Origin of the sequence: Paucibacter soli (assembly GCF_037482845.1) — a bacterium.
GTDB lineage: Bacteria > Pseudomonadota > Gammaproteobacteria > Burkholderiales > Burkholderiaceae_C > Paucibacter_B > Paucibacter_B soli.
The window spans coordinates 57,203-75,344 of record NZ_JBBHJW010000005.1 but is presented as its reverse complement, the minus strand read 5'-3'; the positions used below and the strand labels follow the sequence as shown (position 1 = coordinate 75,344).

Genomic DNA, 18,142 nt, shown 5'->3' with positions numbered 1-18,142 from the left:
ACCAGGGATTCGCATTCTTGCGGATGTAACCCATTCGCATAACTGATTTGTTTTGGGCTTACCGATCGAACTGGCTCATGTCGGTGTCAGTCTGCCTGCGAGTAGCGCAGCAGGCTGTCGAACACACCACGCACCAGGGGCAGGCGCGGTTCGCCCTCGGCGCGTGAAATCCACACCGTGCCCAAGGGCAGCGAGGGGTAGGGGGCCAGACGCTTGAGGCGCCCGCTGCGCAAGCCATCGTCGGCCAGCAGGCGCGACACCAGGGCCAGGCCGCGGCCACGCAAGGCGGCGTCCAGCACCAGGCGGGCATCGTCGTAGATGGCCAGCTTGCGCAGATCGCTGAAATGCTCGCGGATGAAGGGTCCGATGCGGTCGCTGGTGAGGTCGCCCTCCAGGCACAGCAGGCCGCTGATGTTCTGGGTTATCTCGGGGCTGCACACGGCCACCAGCTCATCGCTGAGCAGGGGCACCTCGAACACGCCCTGCTGCTTGAGCGGCTCATGGGTGATGGCGATGTCCACGTCCATCTCGTCGATATAGCGTGCCGTTTCGTCGATGGAGATGATGGGGCAGAGCAGCGCATGCTCCTGCAGCAGCTGCTCCACGCGCGGCTGCAGCCAGCCCTGGGCGATGGGCGCCGGGCACACCAGGGTCACCAGGTTCTCGTCCAGATAGGTCTCGATACGCGCCAGCCCGCCACGCAGCTGCTCTAGCGACTTGCTCACGCTGTCCAGCAGCAGGCGGCCCGCCACGGTGAGCTCCACCCCCCTGCCCTTGCGGCGGAACAGCGGCTGGCCGACCTGTTCTTCCAGCTGCGAGATCTGGTGGCTGATGGCCGACTGCGAGACGCACAACTCGTCCGCCGCCCGCGAGTAGTTGCCCAGGCGGGCGGCCGCCTCAAAACCAAGCAGGAACTTGAAGGAAGGGAGTCTGGCGTATGACATATGAGCCCAGCAGATCAGTTGACCCAATAAATGTCGCTTTTCCATTCATCAAATTCAAATCAAAGTAACCCTCATACCCCACACGCCAACCGTCATGAGGCACAAGCTTTGAACCTGAACGACTTCGACTGCCGCCGCGCCGGCCTGCGCATGCCCGCCGAATGGGAACCCATGGCCGCCACCTGGCTGGGCTGGCCGGTGCTGAGCAAGCGCGAAGAGCTGTGGGGCGAGCATTACGACGCCGTCTGCCGCGCCTTTGGCCTGCTGGCGCGCACCATCGCCGGCTACCAGCGCTGCATCGTCGCCGCCCACGCCCCGCTCGCGGCCAAGGCGCGCGAGCTGTGCGGCCCACAGGTCAGCGTGGTGGCCATGGCGGTGGAGGACAACTGGCTGCGCGACTGCGGCCCTATCTTTCTGGTGGACGAGAACCAGGTCACGCAGCGGGCGGTGGGTTTTCGCTTCAACGCCTGGGGCGAGAAATACCGGCCCTACGAGGGCTGCCAGCGCGCGGCCGCCGATATCGCGGCGCTGGCCCAGGTGCCCCTGGTGCAGTCCGAGATGGTGCTGGAGGGCGGCTCCTTCTATGTGGACGGCCAGGGCACGCTGCTGACCACCGAGAGCTGCCTGCTGCATCCCAATCGCAACCCCGGCATGACGCGCGCCGACATCGAGGCCGAGCTGCGCCGCATGCTGGGGGTGGAAAAGATCATCTGGCTGCCCGGCAACCCGGCCGAGGTGGAGACCGACGGCCATGTGGACGGCATCGCTTCCTTCACCGCGCCGGCGCGCATCCTCTTCAATGCCGCCGACCCGGACCAGGGCGACTATTACCGCGCCATGCAGGAGAACCGGCGCGCGCTGGAGCTGGCCACCGATGCGCACGGCCGCCGCTTCGAGATCCTGGATCTGCCAGTGCCGCGCGGTGCACATAACTACGGCAGTGCGCGCTTCTGCGACATCTACGCCAACTACATCCTGGTCAACGGCGCGGTGATCTCCACCGCCTTCAACGTGGCGCAGGACGAGCTGGCGCGCCAGGTGTTTGCCCAGGCCTTCCCGGATCGCCGCGTCGAGTTGCTGCCCATCGGCGCGATCTCGCTGGGCGGCGGCGCCACCCATTGCTCGACCCAACAGCAACCCATGCTGGGCAACCGCCTGGCGGTGTGCCGCTTGCCCGGCTGAAACACAAGGAGCTGCACGCCATGAGTTCTCGCACCATCACCGTCGCCGCCGTGCAAATGGCCTCGGGCGACTGGGACTTCCAGCGCAATATGGCGCGCGCCGAACGCCTGATACGCCAGGCCGCCGCGCAGGGCGCCAATCTGGTGCTATGCCCCGAGCTGTTCATGATGCCCTACTTCTGCCTGGACCAGAATTGGCGCCACCTGGACCTGGCCGAGCCCTTCGAGGGCAACAGCCGCATCGCCCACTTTGCGCGCCTGGCGGGCGAGCTGGGCATCGTGCTGCCGATAGGCTTTTTCGAACGCGCCGGCAACGCCGCCTACAACTCCATCGCGGTGGCCGACGCCGACGGCCGCGTGCTGGGCGTCTACCGCAAGACCCATATCCCCGATGGGCCGGGCTATACCGAGAAGTTCTACTTCACCCCCGGCGACACCGGCTTCAAGGTCTGGGACACCCGCTTCGGCCGCATCGGCGTGGCCATCTGCTGGGACCAGTGGTATCCCGAGACGGCGCGCAGCATGGCCTTGATGGGCGCCGAGCTGCTGTGCTTCCCCACCATCATCGGCTCCGAGCCGCACAGCGCCGAGATGGACACCGCCGGCCATTGGCAGCGCACCATGCAGGGCCATGCGGCGGCGAATATGGTGCCGGTGGTGGCCGCCAACCGCATCGGCAGCGAAACCGGCCTGGGCAATGGCAACGAGCGCCAGCAGGGCCTGACCGGCAACTTCTACGGCAGCAGCTTCATCGCCGACCATACCGGCGCCAAGCTGGCCGAGGCGAATCGGACCGATGAAACCATCCTGCTGCAGCGCTTCGATCTGGAGGTCATCAGGCAAGACCGCCAGAGCTTCGGCTTCTTCCGCGACCGCCGGCCCGATATGTACAAGACCCTGCTCAGCAGCGACGGCCGGCATGTCCGCCCCGATTTGCGCTCGGCCGCTTGAATTCCCACCTTCCATCAGCGTCAAGAAAAACGGTACAGGAGACCACATGAAACGAACCATGCAACGCTCGTGCTGGCGCACAGCCCTGCTCGGCTTGAGCCTGGCGGCCTTGCTGCCAAACGCCCGGGCCGAAGAGCAGGTGCTGAACTTCTACAACTGGTCGTCCTATATCGCCGACGACACGATTGCCAACTTCGAAAAGGAAACCGGCATCAAGGTGCGCTACGACACCTTCGACAGCAGCGAGATCCTGCACACCAAGCTGGTGGCCGGCCGCACCGGCTACGACATCGTGATGTCCTCGACCGGCTGGGCCAAGATGCAGGCCGATGGCGGCCTGCTCCAGCCCCTGGACAAGGCCCTGCTGCCCAACCTCAAGAACCTGGATCCTGGCCTGCAGGCCCAGGTGGCCAAGCTGGACCCGGGCAACCAGTACATGGTGACCTGGTTGTGGGGCTACACCACGGTGGGCTACAACGTCGACAAGGTGAAGGCCGCGCTCAAGGACCTGCCCATGCCCGAGAACAGCTGGGACCTGCTGTTCAAGCCCGAGTATGTGGCGCGCCTGAAGAACTGCGGTGTGTCCTATCTGGACTCGGCCTCCGAGGTGCTGCCGGCCGTCTTCCACTACCTGGGCAAGCCGCTCAACACCACGCGCCCCGGCGACTATGCCGCCGCCACCGAGCTGCTGCATGCGGTGCGTCCCCACATCACGCTGTTCAGCTCCTCGGGCTATCTGAACGACCTGGTGTCGGGCTCGGTCTGCGTGGCCATGGGCTGGTCGGGCGACCTCAACAATGCCCGCCAGCGCGCCCTTGACGCCAAGAGCGGTCAGCGCATCGAGGCGCCCATGCCCAAGAGCGGCGGCATCCTGTTCTTCGACACCATGGTGATACCGGCCGACGCACCGCATGCCGCGAATGCGCACAAATTCATCAACTACATCCTGCGCCCCGAGGTGCATGCCTCGCTAAGCAACAAACTCTTCTACGCCAACCCGAATCGCGAGGCGCGCAAGCATGTGCGCCCCGAGATCGCCAGCAACCCCTCGGTCTTCCCAACTGACGCCGAGATTGCGCGCATGGGCGTGCAGGGTGCCGTCAACAACGAGCTGCGCCGCATGATGTCGCGCGCCTACACCGCCTTCAAGTCGGGCCTCTAAGCCCAACATTCCTGGGTCGCTCCTCATCCCGCCCGGCGCCATGCCGGGCGGGCAGGGCGCAGCCTTGCCCACCTCACTCCTGTCCGAGAGGCATAGCCATGAAGATGAACTCGATTCCCTTTGCGCTGGCACCCCTGCTGGCCCTGATGTTCGGTGCACCGGCCCAGGCCCAGAGCGCCGCCGAACTGGCCGCCCAGCTGCAGGCCATGCAGCAGGCCATGGCCGCGATGCAGGCCCAGCTGCAGGAGTTGCAGGCCAAGCAGGCTGAGGCCCCCGGCCTGACGCCCGAGCAGCAGCGCCAGCTCAGCCGCACCACCGTGCGCAGCGAGGCGCTGGAAGAAGCCCAGGAAACCCTGGGCTACAAGGGCCTGAAGATCAGCGGCCTGATCGACCCCAGCTTCGTCTACAGCCAGGGCCAGAACCGCAGCGGCTTCCAGTTCCTGAATTCCTCGCAGAACGGCGAGTACGCTTATGACAACGGCGCCTTCGGCATGGCCATGCTGGACTTCCAGAAGGAGTTCGAAGGCGGCTCCAAGCTGCGCCTGACGCTGGCGCCGAATCGCGGCGGCGGTGGCGTGGCCATCGATGGCCAGTCCATCATTCACGAGGCCAGCTTCTCGCTGCCGCTGGACGATCTGCAGACCCGCCTGATCGGCGGCCAGATCCCCGACTGGTCGGGCCACGAAATCATGCAGGCCAACCAGAACCGCCTGGTCACGCACAACCTCTTGTTCGACTTCACCCTGCCCGCCGTCTACACCGGTGCCGGCGTCGAGTTGCAGCGCAACCCCTGGTTGTTCAAGGCCCTGCTGGCCAATGTGAACAGCTCGCGCAAGAACAATGGCCAGAAGACCCCGGCCCTGGCCTACCGCGTGGACTTCTACGACTACAAGCGCGAATTCAATGGCTGGGGCTTCGCCGGGGTGCATGGCAAGCTCGCCAACTGGCGTGCCACCGATCCAGCGGGCAACCCGGTGACGGGCCAGCCCTATGCGGCCGACGACACCATGGTGCATGCCTTCGAGGTGGACGGCTTCTACAGCCGCGGCGACTGGACGCTGTCGGGTCAGGCCAGCCTTGGCATGCAGCGCAAGGCGGCCATCAGCGCCGACCCGATCAGCGGCGAGTTGCGCGACAGCCGCTGGTGGGGCCTCTCGGGCATGGCGGCCTACAAGCTGGGCCAGCGCCTGGAGCTGGTGGCAAGGCTGGACTACCTGAACAACCGCAAGAACGGCGGCGGCACCCTGGGCTACAGCTTTGCCGACGCGCGCAACGGCCTGGGCCCGGATGCAAGCGGCGACGCCGAGCGCGGCGCTAACCGCATGGCGCTCTCGCTGGGCGGCCGCTACCAGCTCAATGCCTTCACCCAGCTCAAGCTGGAGTACCGGCTGGACCGCGCCGACCTGCCGGTGTTCCTGAACCAGCGCAGCCAGCAGTTCCGCCACCACAACCAGTTGCTGGCCAGCTCGCTGGTGATGAGCTTCTGAGCGCACCATCCCAGCAGCTCGCCGCCTTTCTCAAATGCCCAGAGGCGTGGCTTACACCACCGGCTGCTGCTGCGTCACGCAGTGGATGCCGCCGCCACCGGTGTAGAGGCTGTCCAGATTGATCATCTCCACCGTGCGGCCCGGGTAGAGGGCCGAGAGCTTGGCAAAAGTGTCGGAGTCGCTGATGGTGTCGCCAAAATTCACCGTGATGACCGCCTGGTTGAGCACCAGGTAGTTGATGTAGGTGAGCAGGGCATCCGGCCCGCTGAGGCGGCCGCGCGTGGGCTGGTTCAACAAGGTGATGTCGAAGTGCCGGCCGCGTGCATCGGTGGCAGCGGCGAGGATGCTGCGCACCCGGCGCGCGTCCTGGGCCCAGATGCCGCTGTCGTTGGCGGGTGGGTTGTGCAACACCAGGCGGCCCGGAGCCACGAAGGCGGCGGTGGCGTCGATATGGTCATCGGTGATGTCCAGGCCCTTGATGCCTGGGCACCAGATCATCTTGCTGGCGCCGTAGAGGTAGAGCAGCTCGGCCTCGATGTCGGGGCGCGCGACGCCGGGATTGCGATTCGCATTGACCCAGCAGCTCTCGTTGGCGATCAGGGTGCCGTCGCCATCATGGATCACGCCGCCGCCCTCGCCCACGATCTCGGCATGGGTGATGGGCAGGCCCAAGTGGGCGGCGATGCGCTCGGCCACATAGCCGTCGCGCCGCCAGGTCTGCTGATTGCCCCAGCCGTTGAAGTTCAGGCCTATGCAGTCCAGGCCGCCTGCGCCATTGATGCGGAACACCGGGCCGCTGTCGCGCAGCCAGCAGTCGTCCACCGGGATATGGCTGAGTATGGTGACGGGATAGTTGGTGGCGCCTATGCGGGTGCGCGCATTGGCGGCGTTGCTGCTGCCGCTGGCCAGCATGACGACGGGTTCGTACTTGGCGATGGTGCGCGCCAGGCGCGCGATGTCGTCCTGCACCTTGCGCAGCAGGGCGCTGCCCCAGATGCCGGTGCTGGCGGGCCAGCCCATCCAGACACGGGTTTGCGGGCGGGCCTCGTCGGGCACGAAGAAGGTGCCCGCCGCCTGCGCGGCCAGCGGCAAGCCGGCCAGCAGGCCGGCGCCGAGTTGCAGGAGCTGGCGGCGCGTGGCGGCCGGCTTGGGATCGAAAGCGTCATGAGTCATCGCGGGTCCTGAGTTGGAGGGGCGCTGGCGACTGCGTCTGGCCAGCCCCGGCATTCCAATTCAAGTGCGCAGCACTGACTACTGACATGTTTTGAACTCATCCATCGGCCGCGCTCATGGCTGCAACAAATGGTTTGTTCGGCGCAATTCGATGCGGCCGCGTCCAGCGCCTGGCCCCCTGGCTAGAGCCCGGCCATCGCCATGTACTTGGTCACCACATAGTCCTCGATGCCCTGGCGCGCGCCTTCGCGGCCCAGGCCGCTTTGCTTGACGCCGCCAAACGGCGCCACCTCGTTGGAGATCAGGCCGGTGTTGATGCCCACCATGCCGTATTCCAGCGCCTCGGCAACGCGCCAGATGCGGCCGATGTCGCGGCTGTAGAAGTAGCTGGCGAGGCCGAACTCGGTGTCGTTGGCCTGGGCGATCACTTCCTCGTCGCTGCTGAAGCGGAACAGCGGCGCCAGCGGGCCGAAGGTTTCCTCGCGCGCCACCGCCATCGCAGGCGTCACGTCCGCCAGCACGGTGGGCTGGAAGAAGTTGCCTCCGCGCTCGTGCCGCGCGCCGCCCACCAGCACGCGCGCGCCATGACTCACGGCGTTAGCGATATGGGCCTCGACCTTGCGCACCGCCGCCTCGTTGATCAGCGGCCCCTGCTGGACGCCGGCCTCCAGGCCATTGCCCACCACCAGCCGGCTCACCGCCGCGGCGAGCTTGTCGGCAAAGGCCTCGTAGACGCGCTCGTGCACATAGATGCGATTCGCGCACACGCAGGTCTGCCCGGCATTGCGGTACTTGGAGAGCATGGCGCCCTCCACCGCGGCGTCCAGGTCGGCATCGTCGAACACGATGAAGGGCGCGTTGCCGCCCAGCTCCAGCGAGAGCTTCTTGATGGTGGGGGCCGATTGTGCATAGAGCAGGCGCCCCACCGCGGTGCTGCCGGTGAAGCTGAGCTTGCGCACCGTGGGGTTGCGGGTGAGCTCGCCGCCGATCGCCTTGGGGTCGCCGGTCAGCACCTGCAGCAGGCCCGCGGGCAGGCCGGCCTGCTCGGCCAGCACCGCCAGCGCCAGCGCCGAGAAGGGCGTGGCCTCGGCCGGCTTGACGATGATGGGGTTGCCGGCCGCGAGCGCCGGCGCCACCTTGCGGGTGATCATGGCGAGCGGGAAGTTCCAGGGCGTGATGGCGGCGCACACGCCGATGGGCTCGCGCACCACCAGCAGGCGGCGGTCGGCCAGCGGGCTGGGAATGGTCTCGCCGTAGAGGCGCTTGCCCTCCTCGGCAAACCACTCGATGAAGGAGGCGGCATAGGCCACCTCGCCGCGCGCCTCGGCCAGGGGCTTGCCCTGCTCCTTGGTCATCAGCTCGGCCAGCGCCTCGGCGTTGGCCAGCACCAGCTCGTGCCAACGCCGCAAGAGCGCGGCACGCTCCTTGGCGGGGCGGCGGCGCCACGGGCCCCAGGCGCGCTCGGCGGCGGCAATCGCGCGCGCGGTTTCGGCCGCACCCATCAGGGGCACCTGGCCCAGGCGCTCGCCGCTGGCGGGGTTGTGTACATCAAAGGTACGGCCGTCGTCGGCCGTCACCCAGCGGCCGTCCAGCAGGGCGCGGTCGCGTTGCAGAGTGGTCAGGGGGGCGTTCATGCGGTTCAGGCCTTGAGCAAAGCGTCGGAGAGGATGGCGAGCGCCTCGTCGAACACGGCGTCGGGGGTGGTGAGCGGGTGCAGGAAACGGATCACATTGCCGTAGCTGCCGCAGGTCAGCAGCATCAGGCCGCGCTGCAGGGCCAGGGCCTGCACGCGCTTGGTGAAGTCGGCATCGGGCGCGCCGCTGGCGGGGTTGCAGAACTCGGCCGCCAGCATGCTGCCAATGCCGCGCACCTCGGCCAAGTGCGGCACCTTGGCGCGCAGGCCTTCCAGGCAGCTGCGCAGGCGCTGGCCCAGCGCTTCAGCGCGCTCGCACAGGCCCTCGTCGGCAATCACGTCCAGCACCGCATGCGCGGCGGCCACCGCCAGCGGGTTGCCGGCATAGGTGCCGCCCAGGCCGCCGGGGGCGGGCGCGTCCATCAGCTCGGCGCGGCCGCACACGCCCGCCAGGGGCATGCCACCGGCCAGGCTCTTGGCGAAGGTGATGAGGTCCACCGGCACGCCGTGGTGATGCGAGGCAAAAAGCTTGCCGGTGCGCGCAAAGCCGGTCTGGATCTCGTCGGCGATCAGGAGGATGCCATGCTCGTCGGCGATGCGGCGCAGGCCGGCGATGAAGGCCTCGGGCGCCGGGTTGAAACCGCCCTCGCCCTGCACCGGCTCGTAGATGAAGGCCGCCACGCGCTGCGGGTCGATGTCGGACTTGAAGAGGCGCTGCACGCCGGCCAGCGCGTCTTCCACGCTCACGCCATGCAGCGCGCTCGGGAAGGGAGCGTGGTAGGTCTCGGCCGGGAAGGGGCCGAAGCCCGCCTTGTAGGGCTGGACCTTGCCGGTCAGCGCCATGCCCATCATGGTGCGGCCATGGAAGGCGCCGTCGAAGGCGATCACGCCGCTGCGGCCGGTGGCGGCGCGGGCGATCTTGATGGCGTTCTCCACGGCTTCGGCGCCGGTGGTGAAGAAGGCGGTCTTCTTGGCCCAATCACCCGGCGTGGCGGCATTGATGCGCTCGGCCAGCGTCACATAGCCGGCATAGGGCACGACCTGGTAGGCGGTGTGGTGGAAGGCCTCCAGCTGCGCCGCGATGGCGGCCTGCACGCGCGGATGGCGGTGGCCGGTGTTGAGCACCGCGATGCCGCTGGCGAAGTCGATGAAGCGGCGCCCCTCCACGTCCCAGAGCTCGGCGTTGAGCGCGCGCTCGGCGTAGAAGTTTTGCAGCACGGCCACGCCGCGCGGCGTGGCGGCCAGGCGGCGCGCCTGCCAGTCACTGTTCAGGTGCTTGGAATCTTGCTCGGAATGGGACATGGGGGCTCCTTGGACGATGCCGAAATATGCGCCATAGTGGTTCAATTCATAAGTACCAGTTTGTGATTTCTAATAGAGCCACTTTTCGGAGCCATGGGGCATATGAAGGACAGCAATCTGGCCGACTGGCTGCTGCAGCATCTGCATGGCGAGGGCGCCATGAACCGCCAGCTGCACGACCTGCTGCTGCGCGCGGTGCTGCAGGGCCAGCTGGCCGCGGGCAGCAAGCTGCCCTCCACCCGCTGGCTGGCCCAGCAGCTGGGCGTGGCGCGCAACACCGTCATCGACGCCTACGACAACCTGCTGGCCCAGGGTTGCCTGATCACCCGCGCCGGCAGCGGCAGCTATGTGGCCGAGGTGGAGCGCGAGCCGCCGCTGGGCCTGGGCCGCGCCGGCGCACACAAGGCCCTGGCGCCGGCCGCCCCGGCGCTCTCCAGGCGCGGCAGCGCCCTGCTGGCCCAGGCCGGCGTGTCGGCGCGCCAATGGGGCGCCTTCATGCCCGGCGTGCCGGACGTGACCGAGTTCCCGGTGCGCACCTGGCTGCGCCTGCACAACCGGCGCTGGCACGAGGCCAACCGGCCCGAACGCCTCAGTTACGCGCCCGGCGGCGGCCTGCCCGAGCTGCGCGAGGCCCTGGCCGAACACTTGCGCGTGGCGCGCTCGGTGCAATGCACGGCAGAGCAGATCATCATCACCAGCGGCAGCCACCAGGCGGTGGACCTGGTGGCGCGCCTGCTCACCGACCCGGGCGACCAGGTCTGGCTGGAAGAACCCTGCTACTGGGGCCTGCGCAGCACCCTGCAATCGCTGAGCCTGCGCACGCTGGCACAGCCGGTGGACGCCGAGGGCCTGAGCTGGCCGGGCCGCTTCAAGGGCGCGGCACCCGCGGCACCGCGCCTGGTGCTGGCCACGCCCTCGCACCAATACCCCTTGGGCATGGTGATGAGCCTGGCGCGCCGCCAGCAGCTGCTGGAGCATTGCCGCCAACATGGCAGCTGGATCGTGGAGGACGATTACGACAGCGAGTTCCGCTTCGGCACCCGCCCGATCGCCAGCCTGCAGGGTCTGGACGGCGGCGACCGCGTGCTCTACGTGGGCAGCTTCAGCAAGACCCTGTTCCCGGGCCTGCGCCTGGGCTATCTGGTGGTGCCCAAGGCCCTGGCCGCGCCCTTTGCCAAGGCCTCGGCCGAGCTTTACCGCGAGGGCCAGCTGCAGCAGCAGGCCACGCTGGCCGACTTCATCCGCGAGGGCCATCTGGGCAACCATGTGCGGCGCATGCGCACGCTCTACGGCAAGCGGCGCGAATGCCTGCTGGCGGCGGTGCAGTCCAACTTCGGCGCCGCCCTGCCGGTGCTGGGCGACAACGCCGGCCTGCACCTTGTGCTGCAACTGCCCGCGGGCAGCGACGATCGCCGCATCGAAGCCAGCGCCGCCGCCGCCGGTATCGCGGTGCGCGCGCTCAGCAGCTACTACAGCGACCCGGCACTGGCCCAGCCCGGGCTCTTGCTGGGTTATGCCTGCGTGCCCGAGGCGCGCATCGCGCCGGCGTTCGGCACGCTGGCGGAGGTGCTGCGGCGGGAGCTTACACGAGCTGCTGCTCGGTCAGTGCCCCACCGGCGGCGGCCAATTGGCGGGCCGTAGGCCTCCCCAAGCTTCACCAAGTGCTTGATTCATAGGCATGCCGTTCGGATGGACGGCCTCAAAGAGGCATCCGATTCCATCCGATTCCATCCGATTCCATCCGATTCACCCCTGGGATTCCTTGCGATCTCCTCCAGTCCCCTCAGCCCCTTGCCCCGGCACATAGGCTGAAGCGCGTCCCGCCCCCTCCAGCTGCAACTTGCCCTGGGCCTTCAGGCGCTTAAGCAAATCCTTGGCCTGACCTTCGGTGAGGCGGCACAAGTCCATCACATCGGCCCGCTGGATGCGCCCATGCTGCCGCGCGTAGCTCAGCACCAGCTGCTCATGCTGGAGGCTGCTGAAGCCGAGCTGGCGCGTGTAGGCCGCTTTGTCGCCATCGGCCTTGTACACCCCCAGCGCCAGTGTGTAACTGCGCCCACGCGCCGCGCCATGCGCCTGCGCCAAGCCGGCCTCCACCAGGCTTTCCAGCGTGCGTTTGGCCTGCGCTGGTTCGCGTTGAATATGCCTTGCAAGCTCATCGGTGCTCAGGCGTTTGAGCTCGCGCAGCGCTGCCAGCGCGATCAGGCTGTCGATGGGCAACTCGCGCTTGAGCTTGCCCTCCTGTTCCACCACCAGCTTCAGGAAAGCCTCGTCCGCGTCGACCGTCGCCAGCTTCAAGACCACGTTGCTGGCATCGGTGCGCCGGTAGTCTGGCTCCGGGCGGCCGAAGCGCAGCATGCCGCGGTAGATCTTGTCCACGCCGCGGCCCGAGCGTTCGACGACGCCGATGCGCTTCATCGCGTCGGCTAGCGTGCGGTTGCGCGGCCGCGGCTCGGTGGTCAGCAAGTTGGCCAAGGTCACGCCATCCATCAAGCCACCCGGGTTGCTGATGGTCAGGCCAGCGTCGTCAAGACGCACATGCACTGCGCCCAAGCGGTGGTAGTCGCGGTGCAACAAGGCGTTGGCCACGGCCTCGCGGAAGGCGCCCAGGTCCACCCGTGGCACCGGCACCCGAAACAGCCCCACCTGGATCTCGCGCTCCGGGTTATAGGGCCGGAAATTCGTCTCCAGCCAGTCCAGGCCCTTCAGCAGAGGGAAGCGACGGAACTCGTTGAAGCCCACGGCCTCGCGCGCCAGCACCTGAAAGGCGAATTCATGTGTGGGCACCAATTCGCGCAATGCCGGCTCACGACCGATCAACAGCGGGCCCGTCAGCGTCGGCGCGCGGCCGCCATCGGGCAGCCGGCCGGTCAGGCCCAAGGCGCCGTCCAGCGCCTCATCATCCAGCTCCAGCAGCACGCGGTCGCCGCCATACTGCTGCACGCTCTGGCGCAGCCGCTCGCGCTCCAGCGGGTCCAGGTCACTCAGAGTGGCACCAGCCACGATCTGGGCCGAGGCATCCATCAGCCCAAAGCTGCTGAGGCGGCTGGCCCGGTCATGCGGCAGCATGGCCACGCACTCGGGTTGACCATCGGCCTTCAGGCGGCGGCGCAGGTAAACGCCGCCGGTAGTGGCCACCTCGCCCTGCGCCTTGGGCACGGCGATGTGGACGACGACAACGTTCCCAAACTGCACCGGCGTAACCGTGACTGCGAGCGAAGGGGAGGTGCGCGCGGCCACCAGTCCGGCCAGGCCCATCAACTCTTGGTGCTCGGCGTGCAATCCCGTCGGTGTGCCATCGTCCTCCACACCCAGCCACAGCTCGCCACCCTCGGCGTTGGCGAGGCAGACGATGGCCTCGATCAGCTCGCGGTCGGGCAGGCGCGAGCGGTCGCTCTTGAACTCGACGGTGAGGGACTCGCGAGCAGGCAGGACTGGGGTGGTGCTCTTGGTCGGAGACATTCGGTGCGCTTTTGTTGCTACCTTCTTGCTTACTTGCCTATGCAAAACCGGCTGAATATCTCGCCCAGCAAATCGTCAGCCGTGAAGGCACCGGTGATCTCTCCCAGCGCGTCGTGCGAGAGGCGCAGCTCCTCGGCCAGCAGGTCGAGCGCGGGCGGCGGCTGCGTGGCCATCTCTTGGGCCAGCTGCAGATGTTCGCGCGTGCGCTTGAGCGCCTGGACATGGCGTTCGCGCGCGATGAACAGGCCCTCGGGCGTGGCGTGCCAGCCCACTTGCTGCAGCAGGCGCTGGCGCAGCTCGGCCAGGCCGGCGCCGGTCTTGGCGGAGAGGGTCAATGAACCGGGGGCCAGGTCTTGCCCGTGCAAGACATCCGCCTTGTTGAAGACCTGCAGGATGCGGCTGGCGTCCACGCCCGCCAGGCGTTCGGTGATGAGTTTGTCCTCGGCCTCGTAGTCGGGCTGGCCGATGCGCGTGAGGTCGTGCAGGAAGAGCAGCACGTCGGCATCGGCGATCGCATCCCAGCTGCGCGCCACGCCGATGCGCTCGACCTCGTCCTCGGTCTCGCGCAGGCCGGCGGTGTCGCTGATGTGCAGGGGCACGCCCTCGATCTGGATGGTCTGGCTGACCTTGTCGCGCGTGGTGCCGGGGATGGGCGTGACGATGGCCAGCTCGGCACCGGCAAGGGCGTTCAAGAGCGAACTCTTGCCCACATTGGGCTGGCCGGCCAGCACCACCTTGATGCCCTCGCGCAGCAGCGCGCCTTGCTGGGTGCGGTCGAGCACCGCGGCCAGGCGCGCGTGCAGGCGCGCGAGCTGGCCCTGCGCATCGGCCTGCTGCAGGAAGTCGATCTCTTCCTCGGGGAAGTCCAGCGTCGCCTCGACCAGCATGCGCAGCTTGATGAGGGCGTCGCGCAGCTCGCCCACCTCGCCGGAGAGGGCACCGGCCAGCGCGCGACTGGCGCTGCGCGCCGCCGCCTCGGTGCTGGCGTCGATCAGATCGCTCACCGCCTCGGCCTGGGCCAGGTCGAGCTTGCCGTTCAGAAAGGCACGCTGCGTGAATTCGCCCGGCTCGGCCAGACGCAGGCGCAGCTCTGCGCCTGCTTCCATGCAGCGTGCCAGCAGCAGCTGCAGCACCACCGGCCCGCCATGCGCCTGCAGCTCCAGCACATGCTCGCCGGTGTAGGAATGCGGGGCGGGGAAGAGCAGGGCCAGGCCCTGGTCGATGGCGTCGCCGTTGGCGGCCCTGAAGGGCAGGTAGCTGGCCTCGCGCGGTTTCAGCGCGCGGCCGCAGATCGCCATCACCAGTGGGGCCAGGTCTTGCGCCGACGAGACGCGCACGATGCCCACGGCACCCCGTCCGGGGGCGGTGGCAATGGCGGCAATGGGGTCTTGGTGGCGGGACAGCATGGGCGCATTTTCGCTGATGGCGCCGATCGTTGCCTGCCTGAGCCAGCGAGCCAAGTCGTGGGGCAGTCAGGGTCGCCGCATCGGCATCGCCTATAGTCTGCCGACTTCAATTTTCGCCCCGTCTATTGGACAAACACGTGACTCAGCTAGATCCGCGACTGCTAGCCCCAAGGCCGGATTTGGAAGCAACGCTGTACCGCGAACTAAAACAGCTAGCCCGTCATCGACTGCGGTGCAGCGGACCCCTGACGCTGCTCGACACCACCGGCCTGGTGCACGAGAGTTGGCTCAAGTTGTCGCGGCAGCTGGGTTATTCCAGCATGGAGCGCGCTCACTTCATGGCCTATGCGGCCACCACCATGCGCTCCATCGTGGTGGACTATGCGCGCGCCCGCCTGACTCAGCGCCGCGGTGGCGATGCCACACATGTGCCGCTGGACGACTTGCCCACGCTTGCGCGCCGCGATGAGGAGTACCTGGAGGTTCACGAGGCCTTGCTGGCGCTGCAGACCAGCGATCCGCGTCTGGCCAAGCTGGTGGAGCTGCGCTATTTCGTCGGGCTGGAAGAAGCCGAATGCGCTGAGATCCTGGGTCAGGCCCGACGTACCGTGCAGCGCGACTGGCAAAAGGCACGCGCGCTGCTTTGGTCGCTGCTGAAAGACGAGTAAGAGGCCTATGAGCGCTGAATATCTGGCCTATTGGGGCGACATCGAACCCCTGCTGGACAAGACGCTGGCCTTGCCCGAGCACAAGCGCGCGGGTTTTCTCGACAGCTTGCCACCGGGTCAACAGCGATGGCGCGGCTTGATCGCCGAGTTGTTGCGCCATGAAGCCAAGGCCGCCGAGGTCGGTTTCTTGAGCTTGGCCGCTAGCCTGCCGGCGTTCGCGCCGTCTGATACCCGCGCCGAGCAGCCGCCTGGGCAGGCGCTCCGGGCCGGCCAGGTCGTCGGCCCCTGGCTCTTGCTGGAAGAGCTGGGGCGTGGAGGCATGGCCAGCGTCTGGTTGGCGCGACGCCGGGAGGGCGACTTCCTGCGCGAGGTCGCGTTGAAACTACCGCACAGCCCCTCGCCGCAATGGGCCGAGCGCTTCAAGCGCGAACGCGACATCCTGGCGCGCTTGAGTCACCCCGGCATCGCACGGCTGCTCGACGCCGGCCTTAGCCAGACAGGTCTGCCCTGGCTCGCCATGGAGCGGGTTCAGGGTCAAGAGATCTTGGCCTGGTGCGCACAGCGGCAGGCCGATGTGCCGCAGCGCGTGGGCCTGCTGCTGCAGATCGCCGATGCCATGCAATATGCGCACAGCCAGTTGGTACTGCACCGGGACATCAAGCCCGGCAACATCCTGGTGCAAGACGATGGGCAACTGCGGCTGCTGGACTTCGGCATTGCACGACTGCTCGCCACCGATGAAAGCGCCGACCGCGACCCCGCGCTGACGCAGCTGGGCCAGCGGCCGATGACACCCGAGTACGCCTCGCCGGAACAAGTGCGCGGCGAGGAGCCGGGCATTGCGAGCGATGTCTACGCATTCGGCGTGCTGGCCTATCGGCTGCTCAGTGGGCAAGGGCCCTATGCGGGCGCTGCGCCCGCATCGCGCCATGCCCTGGAGCAGGCGGTGCTGGACTGGCTGCCGCCGCCGCCATCCACCCAGGCCCAGACGCCGGGCCTGCGCAAGGCATTGCGCGGCGACCTGGACACCATCGTGCTCAAGGCCTTGGCCAAACAGCCTGCACAGCGCTTTCCGACCATGGACGCCGTGGCCGCAGATTTGCGGCGTCACCTGGCCGGCTTACCGGTGCTGGCGCGCGCTCCGTCCTGGCGCTATGTGGCAGGACGAGTTCTGCGCCGCCATCGCACGGCGGTAGCGGCAGGTGTATTGGCGATCGCTGCCCTGCTGGGAACGACGGTATGGGCGCTGCGTTCCGCTGACCAAGCGCGGCAGGAAGCCGCGCGTTCGGACGCGATGTACGGATTCGTGGTGGGCCTGTTCAATCCCAATCACTCTCCACAACCCGATATCCGCGAACGCGAAATGCCCGTGCGCCAGCTGATAGAACGGGGTGCCCAGCGAGTGCTCGGTGCACTGCAGGAGCAGCCTCAGGCCCGCGAACGCTTGCTGGCGGATTTGGCCACCCTGACCCAGCAGCTCGGTCTGAATGCGCTCTCCACGCAGCTGACATCCGAACGTGTCCGCATGGCGCTGCTGAACCATGGTGCGAACAGCGTGGCTTACGCCGATGCCCTGCTGGGCCAGCGCGATGGATGGGAAGCGCAGGGGCAGTACCGGCAAGGCTATGAGGCCGCTGCCCAGGCGCTGAAGATCTATCAAGCGCAAGGGGTGCAAGACCCCATCAAACTGGCGCGGGCACACATGACTTTGGGGGGCTTCGGCGGGCGGCTGCATGCGCCGGGCGCCGACGACATCGGCCATTTGCGCAAAGCGGCCGAGCTGCTGCAAGCCGTCAACGGCCCGAGCCCTCTCGGTACGGTCTACGAGCAACTGCTGGTTGCCCACCTCAGCCTCGGCCGTACCGAAGAAGCGTTTCAGGACGCGATCTCAGGGGTGGACGTCAATCGGCGGCAGTGGGGCAGCGATGACTGGAAAACCGGGGCCTCTGAAGACCAGGCGGGCGCGCTCGCGGCGATGACGCTGCGGCCCGCACAGGCCGAGACCCTGTTGCGCCACGGGATCGACGTGATTCGCCGCAGCATGGGGCCCGAGGCGCTGTTGCTGGCGCGTGGCGAGGTCAATCTCGCCCAATTGCTGTTCGCAGGCGATCGGCGTGACGAGGCCGTGCGGCATCTGCAGGAGGCACAACGCATCGTCCGATTGCCGGCGCATGCGGCGCAAAAGGCTTTTTCATTGACGGTTGAAGCCACGGCGCTGGAACTCGCCCAACGCGCCGGCGACTGGCCTGGCTTGCGACAGGCCTGCCGCGCCTGGGGCCGCGACGTGCAGGCCCCACAGCCGGCCATGCGGCTGCGCATCATCCAGGCCTGCGCGGCCAGTGCCGTCCATGAGCATGATGACGCTCGGGCCGATGCGCTGCTGGACCAGGGGCAGCAGATCATCGATCAGAACTTTGCAAAGGTGCCTGCACGTGCTGCCGTTCTGGCGCTGCGCACAGGTGAGCTGGCTTGGGCCCGTGGGGACGCGGTGGCAGCAATTGCCGCGTGGCGCCAATGCCTGGCCAAGGCCGACGCCACCGGCCTGGCATGGCAGGCTCAGGCCTGGCGCTTGATCGCACGGCATGCCAGCCTGGACCCGGCGGAACTTGAACGCCTGCAAAGCTTCACACAGCAACTGCAACAAGCCGGGGGCGAGCGCTACTACGCCGAATACCTGCAACTGTTGCGCGACGCGAGGTCCGCGCCCTCGCAGCGTTGATACGCCCGGGTGACGCTTTTTGGCGCTGCTTCTCGTAAGTGCGAGTGAGGCCCC

13 protein-coding genes are annotated in these 18,142 nt (G+C 67.6%); 7 read left to right on the top strand and 6 right to left on the bottom strand.

Translation table 11 applies throughout. The features are described from left to right. Positions 1-86: 86 nt before the first annotated feature. Positions 87-944: a LysR family transcriptional regulator gene (locus tag WG898_RS11985; protein ID WP_339603029.1), complete on the bottom strand. Its 858-nt coding sequence runs from the start codon at positions 942-944 to the stop codon at positions 87-89. A gap of 108 nt (positions 945-1,052) precedes the next feature. Between WG898_RS11985 and WG898_RS11980 the strand changes: the two genes are divergently transcribed. The 4 genes from WG898_RS11980 to WG898_RS11965 all read left to right on the top strand — a co-directional run bounded on the left by WG898_RS11980 (position 1,053) and on the right by WG898_RS11965 (position 5,725). Next, on the top strand, positions 1,053-2,126 hold the full coding sequence (locus WG898_RS11980; RefSeq protein WP_339603028.1) for an agmatine deiminase family protein: 1,074 nt from the start codon (positions 1,053-1,055) through the stop codon (positions 2,124-2,126). A gap of 20 nt (positions 2,127-2,146) precedes the next feature. Beyond that, entirely contained in the window at positions 2,147-3,076 is a 930-nt protein-coding gene (gene aguB, locus WG898_RS11975) for an N-carbamoylputrescine amidase (RefSeq protein ID WP_339603027.1), read from the top strand. A gap of 46 nt (positions 3,077-3,122) precedes the next feature. Then, positions 3,123-4,238 carry a polyamine ABC transporter substrate-binding protein gene (locus WG898_RS11970; RefSeq protein WP_339603026.1) on the top strand — a complete coding sequence of 372 codons (1,116 nt, stop codon included), beginning with the start codon at positions 3,123-3,125 and terminating at the stop codon, positions 4,236-4,238. Positions 4,239-4,336: 98 nt separating this feature from the next. Further along, positions 4,337-5,725, top strand: coding sequence for a DUF3138 family protein (locus tag WG898_RS11965; protein ID WP_339603025.1), 1,389 nt, complete (start codon positions 4,337-4,339; stop codon positions 5,723-5,725). Positions 5,726-5,776: 51 nt separating this feature from the next. On the opposite strand, the gene WG898_RS11960 is transcribed toward WG898_RS11965, so the two are convergent. The 3 genes from WG898_RS11960 to gabT all read right to left on the bottom strand — a co-directional run bounded on the left by WG898_RS11960 (position 5,777) and on the right by gabT (position 9,833). Continuing rightward, positions 5,777-6,898: an agmatine deiminase family protein gene (locus WG898_RS11960; protein ID WP_339603024.1), complete on the bottom strand. Its 1,122-nt coding sequence runs from the start codon at positions 6,896-6,898 to the stop codon at positions 5,777-5,779. A 182-nt stretch (positions 6,899-7,080) separates the two neighbouring features. Then, positions 7,081-8,532: an NAD-dependent succinate-semialdehyde dehydrogenase gene (locus WG898_RS11955; protein ID WP_339603023.1), complete on the bottom strand. Its 1,452-nt coding sequence runs from the start codon at positions 8,530-8,532 to the stop codon at positions 7,081-7,083. A 5-nt stretch (positions 8,533-8,537) separates the two neighbouring features. After that, positions 8,538-9,833: a 4-aminobutyrate--2-oxoglutarate transaminase gene (gabT, locus tag WG898_RS11950; RefSeq protein ID WP_339603022.1), complete on the bottom strand. Its 1,296-nt coding sequence runs from the start codon at positions 9,831-9,833 to the stop codon at positions 8,538-8,540. A 102-nt stretch (positions 9,834-9,935) separates the two neighbouring features. Here gabT and pdxR point away from each other — a divergent pair, with 102 nt between their 5' ends. Continuing rightward, positions 9,936-11,474 carry a MocR-like pyridoxine biosynthesis transcription factor PdxR gene (gene pdxR / locus WG898_RS11945; RefSeq protein WP_339603021.1) on the top strand — a complete coding sequence of 513 codons (1,539 nt, stop codon included), beginning with the start codon at positions 9,936-9,938 and terminating at the stop codon, positions 11,472-11,474. A gap of 105 nt (positions 11,475-11,579) precedes the next feature. Here the strand turns inward: pdxR and WG898_RS11940 are convergent, their stop codons facing one another. Both WG898_RS11940 and mnmE read right to left on the bottom strand, forming a co-directional pair. After that, entirely contained in the window at positions 11,580-13,295 is a 1,716-nt protein-coding gene (locus WG898_RS11940) for a DNA glycosylase AlkZ-like family protein (RefSeq protein ID WP_339603020.1), read from the bottom strand. 29 nt (positions 13,296-13,324) lie between these two features. After that, positions 13,325-14,701 carry a tRNA uridine-5-carboxymethylaminomethyl(34) synthesis GTPase MnmE gene (mnmE, locus tag WG898_RS11935; protein WP_339603019.1) on the bottom strand — a complete coding sequence of 459 codons (1,377 nt, stop codon included), beginning with the start codon at positions 14,699-14,701 and terminating at the stop codon, positions 13,325-13,327. A gap of 137 nt (positions 14,702-14,838) precedes the next feature. On the opposite strand from mnmE, the gene WG898_RS11930 reads away from it, so the two are divergent. Together WG898_RS11930 and WG898_RS11925 are read left to right on the top strand one after the other, a co-directional pair. Continuing rightward, positions 14,839-15,369 carry an ECF-type sigma factor gene (locus tag WG898_RS11930; RefSeq protein WP_339603018.1) on the top strand — a complete coding sequence of 177 codons (531 nt, stop codon included), beginning with the start codon at positions 14,839-14,841 and terminating at the stop codon, positions 15,367-15,369. A gap of 7 nt (positions 15,370-15,376) precedes the next feature. Continuing rightward, complete coding sequence (locus WG898_RS11925; protein WP_339603017.1) at positions 15,377-18,088, top strand: serine/threonine-protein kinase; 2,712 nt, start codon at positions 15,377-15,379, stop codon at positions 18,086-18,088. Positions 18,089-18,142 lie beyond the last annotated feature (54 nt).